Annotated in this window: 11 protein-coding genes; 8 read left to right on the forward strand and 3 right to left on the reverse strand. The window is 35.0% G+C overall.

The window, feature by feature from the left end; all coding sequences use genetic code 11:
• The first annotated feature begins 116 nt into the window (after positions 1-116).
• The 3 genes from def to ABWU24_RS04480 all read left to right on the forward strand — a co-directional run bounded on the left by def (position 117) and on the right by ABWU24_RS04480 (position 2,402).
• The gene (def, locus tag ABWU24_RS04470) at positions 117-656 is read left to right on the forward strand and encodes a peptide deformylase (protein WP_135352763.1); all 540 of its coding nucleotides are present in this window, start codon (positions 117-119) and stop codon (positions 654-656) included.
• Positions 646-1,428, forward strand: a complete 783-nt coding sequence (locus tag ABWU24_RS04475; protein ID WP_135352762.1) for a uracil-DNA glycosylase family protein — start codon at positions 646-648, stop codon at positions 1,426-1,428. The genes def and ABWU24_RS04475 overlap by 11 nt, the downstream gene beginning before the upstream one ends.
• Positions 1,429-1,874: 446 nt before the next feature.
• Positions 1,875-2,402, forward strand: coding sequence for a demethoxyubiquinone hydroxylase family protein (locus tag ABWU24_RS04480; protein WP_015588171.1), 528 nt, complete (start codon positions 1,875-1,877; stop codon positions 2,400-2,402).
• Positions 2,403-2,533: 131 nt separating this feature from the next.
• Here ABWU24_RS04480 and ABWU24_RS04485 read toward each other — a convergent pair whose 3' ends face one another.
• Positions 2,534-2,707, reverse strand: coding sequence for a hypothetical protein (locus ABWU24_RS04485; RefSeq protein ID WP_353274507.1), 174 nt, complete (start codon positions 2,705-2,707; stop codon positions 2,534-2,536).
• On the opposite strand from ABWU24_RS04485, the gene ABWU24_RS04490 reads away from it, so the two are divergent.
• Positions 2,701-3,706, forward strand: a protein-coding gene (locus ABWU24_RS04490; RefSeq protein ID WP_353274215.1) for an IS630 family transposase whose coding sequence is annotated in 2 segments (ribosomal slippage) — positions 2,701-3,210 and positions 3,212-3,706 — 1,005 coding nt in all. Because the reading frame shifts where the segments join, the coding sequence is not laid out codon by codon here. The two genes, ABWU24_RS04485 and ABWU24_RS04490, sit on opposite strands and share 7 nt — an antisense overlap.
• Here the strand turns inward: ABWU24_RS04490 and ABWU24_RS04495 are convergent.
• Entirely contained in the window at positions 3,700-4,869 is a 1,170-nt protein-coding gene (locus ABWU24_RS04495; protein WP_353274509.1) for a hypothetical protein, read from the reverse strand. The genes ABWU24_RS04490 and ABWU24_RS04495 overlap by 7 nt on opposite strands.
• Before the next feature lie 249 nt (positions 4,870-5,118).
• On the opposite strand from ABWU24_RS04495, the gene purF reads away from it, so the two are divergent.
• The gene (gene purF, locus ABWU24_RS04500; protein ID WP_015588255.1) at positions 5,119-6,504 is read left to right on the forward strand and encodes an amidophosphoribosyltransferase; all 1,386 of its coding nucleotides are present in this window, start codon (positions 5,119-5,121) and stop codon (positions 6,502-6,504) included.
• A 540-nt stretch (positions 6,505-7,044) separates the two neighbouring features.
• On the opposite strand, the gene ABWU24_RS04505 is transcribed toward purF, so the two are convergent.
• Positions 7,045-7,383, reverse strand: a complete 339-nt coding sequence (locus ABWU24_RS04505) for a TrbC/VirB2 family protein (protein WP_015588256.1) — start codon at positions 7,381-7,383, stop codon at positions 7,045-7,047.
• Between the two features lie 128 nt (positions 7,384-7,511).
• Between ABWU24_RS04505 and ABWU24_RS04510 the strand changes: the two genes are divergently transcribed.
• From ABWU24_RS04510 to carB, 3 genes are all read left to right on the forward strand, one after another.
• On the forward strand, positions 7,512-8,327 hold the full coding sequence (locus ABWU24_RS04510; RefSeq protein ID WP_015588257.1) for a YihY/virulence factor BrkB family protein: 816 nt from the start codon (positions 7,512-7,514) through the stop codon (positions 8,325-8,327).
• Positions 8,314-9,078 carry an SDR family NAD(P)-dependent oxidoreductase gene (locus ABWU24_RS04515; RefSeq protein ID WP_341815657.1) on the forward strand — a complete coding sequence of 255 codons (765 nt, stop codon included), beginning with the start codon at positions 8,314-8,316 and terminating at the stop codon, positions 9,076-9,078. The genes ABWU24_RS04510 and ABWU24_RS04515 overlap by 14 nt, the downstream gene beginning before the upstream one ends.
• Positions 9,079-9,194: 116 nt before the next feature.
• Entirely contained in the window at positions 9,195-12,422 is a 3,228-nt protein-coding gene (carB, locus tag ABWU24_RS04520) for a carbamoyl-phosphate synthase large subunit (RefSeq protein WP_353274511.1), read from the forward strand.
• Positions 12,423-12,448 lie beyond the last annotated feature (26 nt).

The following is a 12,448-nucleotide window of genomic DNA, read 5'->3' on the forward strand; positions in this document are numbered from 1 at the left end:
ACACAATTTCATTTAAATTGCAGCTCCCTTCAATAATTTATATTTCTATTATAAATGTAGCAACATTTTAATATACCTAGACAAAAAGAAAAATAAAACACAGAATTACAATTTTTATGTCTAAGTTACCAATTGTAATTGCCCCTGACGAAAGATTAACTACACGCGCCAGTGAAGTAACAGATATAACCGATAAAATTAAAGAATTAGTAAACGACATGTTCGAAACTATGTACGATGCAGAAGGTCTTGGTCTTGCTGCAGTACAAGTTGGAGTGCTGAAGAGAATTTTTGTCATGGACGTTCAGCCAGAAAAGGCTGGAGATGAGCTAGTAGGGTATGACTCAGTTGGCAAGTTTTGTATGATTAACCCTGAAATTAAGGAATTATCTGATGAACAAGTCATTATGAGTGAAGGATGTCTTTCAATTCCGGAGCAAAGCCATGAAATCAAGCGTCCAAAATATTTAACTGTAAAATATAAAAACTTAAATAACGAAGAACAGACGCTAAAAGCTAGTGGTTGGCTTGCAAGGTGTATTCAGCATGAATTGGATCACTTAAATGGTATATTATACATTAGACATTTATCTAGGTTGAAGTATGATTTGGCTATGAAAAAAGCACAAAAGGTTAAGAGGCACTATGAGCAATGAAGATCTAGAATTGTTGAAGTTCTATCATGAAGTGGGAGTTGATTGCACACTAACTGAAAGTGAAGAGGAAAAAAAAATGGAAAATGAGAGAGCTGCACAATCTTCTGTCATCGAGCAGAAAAAAGAACAACAAACCATGTTCCCAAGTGACTGGATCATTGAAGCAAGGAAGCTTGCAAGTGAATGTAGTAGTGTAGACGAACTAAGAAGTGCAGTTAAGTCATTTGAGGGTTGTGAAATAAAAAAAACTGCAACTAATACTGTTTTTTCTGATGGTAATCCGAATGCAAAAATCATGCTTATTGGTGAAGCACCAGGAGCAAATGAAGACCTGAAAGGCATACCATTTTGTGGTGCAAGCGGAATGCTGCTCGATAAGATGCTCGGTGCAATTAGTCTGGACCGCACTAAGGTGTATATAAGCAATGCGGTATTTTGGCGTCCACCTGGTAACAGAAAGCCAACTGATCTGGAGCTTGATATGTGCAGACCATTTGTTGAGAAGCACATTGCTCTTATTTTACCGCAAATTCTGATTTTTGTCGGAGGAATTGCATGTTATAGCCTTCTTGATAACACAAAGACTATATCGAACTTGCGTGGCAGATTTCATACTTATACTAACCAATATTTATCTCATTCAATTACTACAGCCGCTATATTTCATCCAGCCTATCTACTTCGTCAACCAGCACAAAAACGCTTAGCTTGGGAAGATTTGAAGAAGATTAGGGAATATCTTGATAACACCAATAACTACACGGATGTTTAGCTTACTACTCGTTATCATCTTAGTACCGGCTAATTGAATTAAATATTGAAAAATCTACTAAACAGAGAAAAAGGCAAAAGAAAATCTATCAGCTACTACCTATTTTTTTAATTGGCGTTTTTTATTGTGTTAAATCCTTTGATAAGCGCATTTTAGCTTATGTGGGTAAAAGTTTTATAAAGACATAGAGTGCACATAGTGCAAAAAATTAAACATCAAGTATATTGAGCTTTTTGTCGTTTTATCTGCACAGACTGAAGATAAATAATATATCTTCACCCTTATTTTAAGGAGAATGGCGGAGTCCGTCAAGTAACTCTTGCTGTTGCTATAGCTGCTTGAGTTCCTGTAATCACAATGTTGGTGCAATGCACGCATGGAATTTTATTTACTCTATAATATGTTGGTTTATAGTAGTACTAATGCAGAAATAAAGGGAGGAGACATTGGAAAGCAATATAAAAAAATTGAAAGGAAATTTTTTAGAACAAGCAATTAGAGTAAATCATGCTGGCGAATATGGAGCCATTTGTATTTATTCTGGTCAAAAATTTATTCTTAAAAAATCTTCCATAATTGACAAAATAATTGAAATGGAGGAGCAGGAAAAAAAACATTTCCACTATTTTAATGAGAAAATCAAGGAGCAAAGAGTTCGTCCTACTGTTTTGTTGCCAATTTGGCGTGCTTTAGGGGTGTCACTTGGTGTTGTAACTGCTATGATGGGTAAAAAAGCCGCTATGGCTTGCACTGCTGCAGTTGAAGAAGTGATCGGAGAGCACTACAAGGAGCAAGTCTTACATTTAGAATATGGGGAATTAAGAGAAACCATAAGTAAGTTTCGTGATGAGGAGTTAGAACACAGAGATATTGCAATTCAGCACAATGCCGAAAGCGCACTTGGCTACAACGTTTTATCTTTGTTCATAAAAACAAGCTGCAAAGCTGCTATTTACCTCTCTAAATTGATTTAATCAATCACTATTTGACAACCAACCACAGTTGCCTTTAGTTCTTGTGCTAATTGCTGCCCCATATCCTCTACTCCAATCGAATGCGTATGAATGTTTATAATTAATTTCTTAATTATTATCCTAAAAATACATTAATTTAATTCCCTATTAGAGTTTTCTTGTTGTTGTAAACATGTTTGCATAAGACTAGTAGATGGAACGTTTTTAATAGTCTGATACCAATTCCCACTATATAAAGAACAGATAGACAATAATGGGAAAGAAGTGATACTAAAGTAGATAAAATAGAGAGGTATAAATGGCATTAAGGTCAAAACTATTAGACGAAAAAGTTGTAAATTTGGCGAAAGAAATGTTAAAAAAGGTCAGAAATAACGCATATGTTTCAAAAAAGTTACAAGCGGTGATAGCAGGAAAAGAAAGTAGTATAAGCGCTGTGGCAAGAATATGTAAAATTTCAAGGACTGCTTTGACTGAATGGATAAAGCATCTAAAATTTGGTAGAGTAGAAAGATTATTTTCCCCGTCTCAGCGGCGAAGAAAAAGCAAATTAAACAAAAATCAACGTGAGCAAATTGAAATATGGGTAGAAAGAAATCCAAATATTACTATTAAGGAAGTGCAAATAAAAATCTCAGAGGAATTTGGCCTAAACATTAGCAAATCAACAGTGCACCGTGAGATACAAAGGATGAAGTTTTCTTACATAACACCGAGGCCAATTCACCATAAACAAGATAAAAACAAGCAAGAAGAGTTTAAAAAATACTTCAATAAAATAGTCAATTCCCACCCTGAAAAGGAGGTATTTTTTTGATGAATCACGATTTGGAACTCATTCAAAAATCGGACACGGATGGTTTAAAAAAGGGGTCAGAACACAGGTTAAAATGAAAATTGGTAGACAAAATTTCTATATCTACAGTGCGGTAAATCCAAGAAGTGGTAAGAAAATTAGCCTACTTGCTCCATATGTAAACACTGATTGTATGAATATATTTCTGGAGCAGATGTCGAAAGATTTAGGCACGAAAGAAGCCTTTCTTGTAATGGATTGTGCAAGTTGGCATAGATCAAAAAGTTTGAAAATTCAGGAAAACATTACCATCATATACTTGCCTCCTTATTCACCGGAACTGAATCCTGTTGAAAGGTTGTGGCAATATATCAAATACAATACTTTACGCAATAGTATCTACGATACCATAGGTTTACTTGAAGATGTTTTGTGTAATTTTATTGTCAATATTTCCAGTACTACTATTAAACGAGTTTGTAATGTTTCTTATTTGTTCGGTCAGTAATGGATTTTGGTATGAGTTAACTCCTCAGGAATATTTTCAAAACTCTTGCCCATAACTTCTAAAACACTTTTCCCCTGTATAAGACAATTCCCTCCAAAGCTTGATTTGTTTTCTAACTTGCTAAACCTTATTTTGCTTTTCTCATCAATTTCTACTACCATTTTGTTACCATCTTTCCGTAGATAAATACTAATCTCTCCTATTTTAGTAGTAAAAAATATTTCAATACCACCTTTTAAGATATCTGTGTAATTTCTTTTTCCATCTTCTGTAATTTCAACTTTTACTATACTTTCCTTAATCTGAAATATGCCAACTTCTAAATCCTTAGCTTTTTCATTATTTAAAGTTCTTGCAGTTTTAACAATACTACCTTGTGGATACTTAATATAAAAATATTTATTATCTACTTCTACTTCAAGATCATATTTATCAATTTGCTTGTTATTTTCTTTCACAATACCTTCAAATGCTAGACCCTCTAGCATTTTTTTCTTACTCTTACATTGTTCGTTAAGATCATTTAAATAATTAGAGCCGTAATATCCGCCTTCAATATCGCTATAAAAAGATAATCCTTTTTCTACCCCACCTTTTAACACTAAATTACGAGTGATCTTTTGTATGATATTTTTTGTAGTTGAATTGTGTGGATTTGCATGAAAGCGATTAATTAATTCTTCCATTTTTTCAAATATAAAATTTGTTACAGTCTTATTATCCTTACCGTAATATGAGTTTAATCTTATTCCTTGATTTAAATAACCCTCTATTGTGCGTTCCATGTACTTTAAAACGCTTTCTTGCTCATCGTGTTCTGTTATACCTTTTATCATCTCATCACAAAATTTTTTAACTAGAATTTGTTCATCTGTAGTCAATGGTATTTGCAATTTCGTAAAAGATGAGTCTCGCTCAAAAAGATAAATTATTGACAATTCCTCTGCTCTTTTAATAAAGTCATAATTCCTTAGATATTCTGCAATATCTTTGTTTTTTGCGTACCTTTTCTTGGTTAAATCCATATGCCTATCTTTACGACTTATAGTCGGTAATTTTGGATTTGATGAATTACTCTGTTGACTATTGAAGAAGCTGTTAGAGAACTGTTCAGGCTCTAAAATAAGATTACTTTCACCTTGTTTACCTACTTGATTTAACATATTATATACCATAACCACTAAAACTTTTTAGTGACTACTTCAATACATAGATAAGTCAATAAAAATATCTTTTTCTCTTCAGTGCTAAAAAATTGTCAAAAATCTCAAAATTGGTTAATTGCATATAACCTACTTTCTGGTATACATCAAAACTACTGTAGAAAGCTTCAACTTTGAAAGGGATTAACAAATAAAACTCTTGTACTTTGCCTCTACTAAAGTACAATCAGGCTTTATTTAATATTTTTCATGCTTGATGAAGTACATGAGGAGTGTGGGGTATTTGGCATAAGTTACAACCAAAGTGCTGCTTTTAACTCTATACTTGCTCTCCACGCTTTGCAGCATAGAGGTCAAGAGTCTTTTGGCGTAGTAACCAGTAACAACGATAAGCTGCACTCTTATCACTTTCAAGGTCAAGTGAGCAGTGTATTTGATGATATAGATGAAATAAAGAAATCCTTACCTGGAGATTGTGCAATAGGTCATGTTCGATACTCAACAAGTGGTAGTAAATTTGGAGTGCAGCCCATATTTGGCAAAAGTGGCAAATTTGGGGATTTTGCCATAGCACATAATGGTAATTTAATTAATATTTCTCCGATACGCGAACAATTAATTAAACAAGAGTGCGTTTTTCAGTCAGATATTGATACAGAAGTAGTAGTGCATCTGACAGCAAGTGGTGAAAAAGATAGCTTTTTAGAGAGTTTTATATATGCATTAAAGCAAATACAAGGTGCTTATTCTTTTGTGGCAATCAATCAAGAAGTAGTTATTGGAGTACGTGATCCATCTGGAATCAGGCCTCTTGTTTTAGGAAAGTTAAACGATTCTTACGTTCTTGCATCTGAAACTTGTGCTCTTGATATAATAAATGCAGAGTTTATTAGAGAAATAGAACCAGGCGAATTAGTTACCATCAGTTCGGATAGTAAGCTAGCCTCAATGTTTCCTTTCCCACAGCAAAAATCAAGTTTTTGTATTTTTGAATACGTTTACTTCTCGAGACCAGACAGCATAATGGAGAATAGGTCCATATATGATATAAGAAAAGAAATAGGAAGAATACTTGCAGAAGAGAGCCCACCAAAAAACAATGTAGATATGGTTGTACCAATACCTGATTCTGGAATACCTGCAGCTATTGGATATGCAAAGCATTCAGGATTACCTATGGAACTGGGGATAATTCGTAATCATTACATAGGAAGAACTTTTATACAACCAACTGCTGAAGTACGTAAAGTTAGAATAAAATTAAAATTCAATGCTAATAAGCACACTTTGAAAGGTAAAAACATAATTTTAATAGATGATAGTATAGTGCGTGGTAGTACGTTAACAAACATAATAGTTATGCTAAAAGATGCAGGAGTAAAAGAGATTCACCTCAAAATTTCAAGTCCACCAATTAAGCATTCTTGTTTTTATGGAATAGATACGCCAGAGTGCAAAGATTTAATTGCTGCAAATAAATCTGTAGAGGAAATTAAGGAAATTATAGGAGTAAATAGCTTAGCCTTCTTGAGTATTAATGGATTATACAGGGCTGTTAAAGAAGAAAAACGTAACAATGCTACACCGCAATATTGTGATGCTTGCTTCACTGGTGACTACCCAATTGGTAAGTAATCTATTATTAATGAAGGTGAGGTTTTTTCTATATTACATTAACACTTTTAAAAATAGGTTTTTTGCATAACCATATAGTTTTTGCCTGGGCGTCATTTGAGTGAAAACTACTTTACAAATTTCGTCATTCCCTTTACTATGATAATAAGAGTATTTATCATTATTTTTGATCTGCAGGTTCAATTACAAAATCAGTAAAAAACTCAAATATTTATTGGCAAATTACACAAAAATTATAGCGGCTTTTTTTATTTTTTCTACATTCAGCCAAAACGCGCTTGTTAGGACATTATTACAACGCCAATTTACATTATTAAAACTCTTCACACGGGGATTCTTTTGCCTTTTTTCTTCATTTGGTAAATTTCTTAATATTTATAGCAAAAAGAGCACAGATGTCATTCCAGTGCTTGACACTGGGATGACAACGGAGGGACTACTCGAATAACACCTTTATGGTGGCTTAAGTCACAAGTTCGTGCAGTAATGGTGCTCCTTAAAGAAGCACCATTTGCTAATGTTTTTCTGAAATTTTAGTGCCTAGCGGCAGCTATTTGATGTTGCATCCCATGTTTGACCACTAGGGCAAGTTGGGGTTGTACTACTAGTTGTACATGCATCTTTTCCTGTTATTGCTTTCACAACTGCAGGAGCGCCAAAAAACACAGCAGTGAACGCACCGAGTGCAAAAAGCGCTGGCCACGGCATTCTGCCAAATATTGCAAGCAATGCTGCACCTATTATCACTATCGTGATCATTGGTCCACCCAAACTGTGAGTATAGCTCACTATTTTACATATCACTGCTGATGTTTCATCAGCATGTACATCAAACGCAAAGGAAAGAATTAAAGCTACAAGTAGAAGAAAGTTTTTCATTATGCCTCCGTATTTAACGCTGGATTATCCTTCACTTTGATTAAATTTAAGTAAACGGTGAGGATTTTTTACTTAAAAGTATGCTTTATTTCATTTAGAATACTTTTCTTAGTTTATTTATATTACAAGTGCTACAGAAATTTTATAGTATCGTTTATTGCCTTTATCGTGCTTTAATTGACACAATTTATAATGATGGAGTGGAGCATGCAGGGTATCTATCATTTTTAATCCTGTTATCAATATTTCCTTTTCTTATTGTTTTAATAGCCATGGCATCAACGTTCGTAAATTTCTTAGATCAATACAATGTCGGCTGGGCATTTATTATTGATAACATGCCACAGGATATTTTATCATCTTTGATGCCACGTATTAGGGAGATAATATCAGGCCCTCCGCAAAGCTTATTAACCTTGGCAATTGTAGGCGCTGTTTGGACTGCCTCATCGACAATTGAAGGATTTAGAACGATATTGAATAAGGCCTATAAAGTTCCGGTTTCATCGCCTTATATATGGAGAAGGGTGCTCAGTATATTACAATTTTTAGTAATTACGCTTGTTACAACTCTGACTATAGTATTTTTTACATTAGTGCCAATGTTAATTGATTTTTCTTACCAAGGGCTAAGTTATACTAGATATTTACTTATTGAGTTTCTGCTTTTTACTATAGTATCTTGGCTATATTTCACATTGCCAAACATAAAACAAAACTTATCAGACGTATTTCCCGGATCTTGTGTGGCTGTTATTCTTTGGACGATCTCTGCTTCAGCTTTCAAGCAATACTTAAAAGCTTCTTTTGACCAACTGAATTTGATATATGGAAGCTTAGGTGGTGTGGTAGTATCGTTACTATTTTTTTATGTGCTAAGTTTGATTTTTATATATGGAGCAAAATTTAATTTTCAGCTAAAATATTTCAATGGATCTTGCTAAGGAGAAAGAAATGGGTGACTTAGAAGGTAAAATAGCTTTAATTACCGGAGCTTCAGGTGGAATAGGCTCTTCTGTTGCAAAAAGATTTGTAAAAGAAGGTGCATGTGTAATTCTGATTTCCAGATCTCTTGATAATCTCAAGCCATTGTATAACGAAATTGAAGAGCTTAAAGAAGGCTCTGTGAAACTAATTCAACTTGATCTTTTGGACTTTGAAAACGTAGAAAAACTGGCAAATATGATAGAAAGCCCAAAATTATCAGAATCTGGAACACTTGATATACTGATTACATGCACTGAAATTTTAGGTAAGTTGAGCTCTGTTCATGATTGTGAGCTTGAAGATCTACAGAACGTAATGAACACAAATTTTACTGCCAGTTGGTACTTGCTAAAAAATTTGGGTCCAATACTAAAAAAGTCTAATGCTGGAAGAGCGATATTCATGACCTCAGAGATAACACTTTCTCCTTCCTCTTATCCATATTGGGTACCATATGCTGCAAGTAAGGCTGCGCTAGAAGCAATGGTGAAGATGTATGCATCTGAGACAAAGCATACGAACTTATGCATAAATGCCGTGTATTCGGAAGGGCCTATCGATAGTGAAATGTATAAGCAAGCATTTTTGGGAAAAGATATATCTGAATTAGTATCGCCTGAGAAGTTAACAAATAAATTCGTAGAGTTGGCTTCTGATGACTGCAGTATATCAGGACAAATCTTGCCATTAAGTAAATCTCCCGAATAAATTACCATAGTATCTGCAAAGATACCGTTAAGCCTAAAGGTAGTTAGGTTTAATAAAAATTCACATACACAGGAAAGATTGGTAACATTATTTGAGACGAGACTATTATTGTAATTATGCCAAAACGCACAGATATAGAATCTATATTAGTAATAGGAGCAGGCCCAATAGTTATAGGTCAGGCATGCGAGTTTGATTATTCCGGAACGCAAAGCTGTAAAGTATTAAAAAGTGAAGGTTATAAAGTCATTTTGGTTAACTCCAATCCTGCAACTATAATGACAGATCCTGAATTCTCTGATGCAACTTATATTGAGCCGGTACTGCCTGAAATCATAGAGAAAATTATAATCAAGGAGATGCCAGATGCAATATTGCCAACAATGGGCGGGCAAACAGCACTCAATTGCGCAATAAAACTTGCAGATGATGGAGTGTTAGACAAATACAACGTAGAATTAATAGGGGTAAATAGAGAAGCAATAAAAAAAGCAGAGGATAGAGAGTTATTCCGTAAGTCCATGGATAGAATAGGACTGAAATACCCCAAAAGTATCATTATAAAAAATCAAGAACAAATAAAAGAGGCTTTGGACTACATTGGATTACCAGCAATCATCCGCTCATCATTCACCCTTGGTGGTGCAGGTAGCGGCATAGCATACAATAAAGAGGAGTTTTTCAATATTGCAGAAAGTGCTCTAAAAATTTCACCAATAAATGAAGTTCAGATAGATGAATCAATTATGGGCTGGAAGGAATATGAAATGGAAGTTATCCGTGACTGCAAGGATAACTGTATAATAGTGTGTTCAATAGAAAATATTGATCCAATGGGAGTGCACACCGGAGATAGTATCACAGTTGCTCCTGCTTTGACTCTGCGTGATGCTGAATATCAACAAATGAGAAATGCATCTATAGCAGTGCTGAGAGAAATTGATGTTAGTGCCGGTGGTGCAAATGTTCAGTTTGCAGTGAATCCTAAAGAAGATGGAAGCCTCGTTGTAATTGAAATGAATCCAAGAGTTTCTCGCTCTTCTGCACTTGCTTCGAAAGCAACAGGCTATCCTATTGCAAAAGTTGTAACTAAACTTGCTATTGGCTATTCGCTCGATGAAATACGTAACGACTGCGCTCCAATAATACCAGCAGCATTCGAACCAGTGATTGATTATATCGTTACTAAAATTCCTCGTTTTGAATTTGAGAAGTTTAAGGGGACGAATTGTGAATTATCAACCTCCATGAAATCAGTGGGAGAAGTAATGTCGATCGGCCGCACTTTTAATGAGTCACTGCAGAAAGCTTTTCGTTCACTTGAAACTGATCTTACAGGACTTGATGAAGTATTTCCTGGGAACATTGATATTGATCACGTAAAATCTCAATTAGCAAAATTGCTGCCAAACAGATTACTGATTGCTGCTGACGCAATGCGTCATGGAATAAGCATAGAAGAAATAAATTCGATTACAGGATATGATTTGTGGGTTTTGCAGAATATACAGCTAATTATATTAGCTGAACAAAAAATCAAGGAAAACGGCCTGCCTGAGACTGCATATGAAATGTTAGAGCTGAAAAAAATGGGGTTTTCAGATGCAAGATTGGCAAAATTAAGCAATAAGAAAGTAGAGCAAATTGAAGAAATAAGAAAAAAATTTGGCATTAAACAAGTTTATAAGCGTGTAGACACCTGTGCAGCTGAATTTGAATCGAGCACTGCTTATATGTATGGCTGTTATGAGGGTGATGTTGAAAATAAAACGGAATGTGAGGCGAATATTTCGGATCGAAAAAAAGTTGTCATTTTAGGAAGTGGTCCAAACCGCATTGGTCAGGGTATTGAGTTCGATTATGCTTGCGTACATGCAGCTTCTGCCGCCAAAGAAATGGGGTATGAAACAATAATGATTAACTGTAATCCAGAAACCGTTTCAACTGATTATGATACCGCTGATCGTTTATATTTCGCCCCACTGATTGCAGAGGATGTGCTTGAAATACTAAGCAAAGAGCAAGAAAATGGCACACTGGTTGGTGTAATAGTTCAAATAGGTGGTCAAACACCTTTAAAGTTAGCCAAAGTGCTTAACGAGAGAGGTTTCAAAATTCTGGGAACTTCGTTTGATTCTATTGACCTTGCAGAAGATCGCATGAGATTTAAAAACCTTGCTTTGCAACTTAATTTAAAACAACCTGAAAGTTCTATCTGCCATTCAGTAAAAGAAGCGTTAACCAACGCAGAAAAGGTGGGGTTTCCACTAGTAGTCAGGCCATCATATGTCCTCGGCGGTCAGTCTATGTCGATTAGACATGATACTCAGAGCTTTAAAGAGTATGTCTTGAATCAAACCAAAATTTTTGAACACGGGTCACTGCTTCTTGATAAATTTTTAGTCAATGCAGTTGAGGTTGACGTTGATGCTGTATGTGATGGGAAAAAAGTTTTCATTGCAGCGGTCATGGAGCACATTGAAGAAGCTGGTATCCACTCTGGCGATTCAACATGCTCAATACCGACAAATACATTGAGTGACGAAGTAATAAAAGAGATCGAGCTCCAAACTGAAAGAATAGCTCTTGCACTAGAAGTGAAAGGTCTGATAAACATTCAGTTTGCTGTTCAAGAGAGTGATGTATACATACTTGAAGTGAATTTAAGGGCTAGCCGTACAGTTCCTTTTATTTCCAAGGTAATCAATATTCCTATTGCAAAGCTTGCCACTCAGGTTATTTTGGGTAAAAAATTGAATCAGGAAAACAAGCCTTTCAATCATTTTGCAGTTAAAGCTGCTGTTTTTCCATTCACGCGTTTTTCGGGAATTGACACTTTACTTGGTCCTGAAATGAAATCAACAGGAGAAGTGATGGGAATTGACTTATCTTTCGGAGCTGCACTTGCAAAAGTGCACATGGCTGCAGGATACAAGTTACCAACAGAAGGAACAGCTCTGGTTTCAGTAAAAGATGATGATAAAGAGTATATATTGCCTGTTGTACGAATGTTGAAAGAACTGAGTTTTGAAATATATGCCACCAAAGGCACAGCTTTGTATCTGAACAATAACGGCATTGCTGCAAAAGCTGTAAATAAAGTGAGAGAAGGCAGACCCCACATAGTTGATATGCTCAAAGATGGAAAAATAAATCTAGTAATCAATACTTCAAAAGGTGTGAAATCAGTCTCAGATAGCAAAGATATCAGGAGAACTGCTATTTTGCAAAATATAGCTTATAGCACCACAGCTTCTGGGAGTAAAGCGTTAGCGCTTGCAATTCAATATGTAAAGAATAGCAAATTGGAAGTGAAATCATTACAGCAGATACAAAATGTTTAAATATCAAGACTATAATAAATTATTAC

The organism is Wolbachia endosymbiont (group B) of Hofmannophila pseudospretella, from assembly GCF_964028515.1.
GTDB lineage: Bacteria > Pseudomonadota > Alphaproteobacteria > Rickettsiales > Anaplasmataceae > Wolbachia.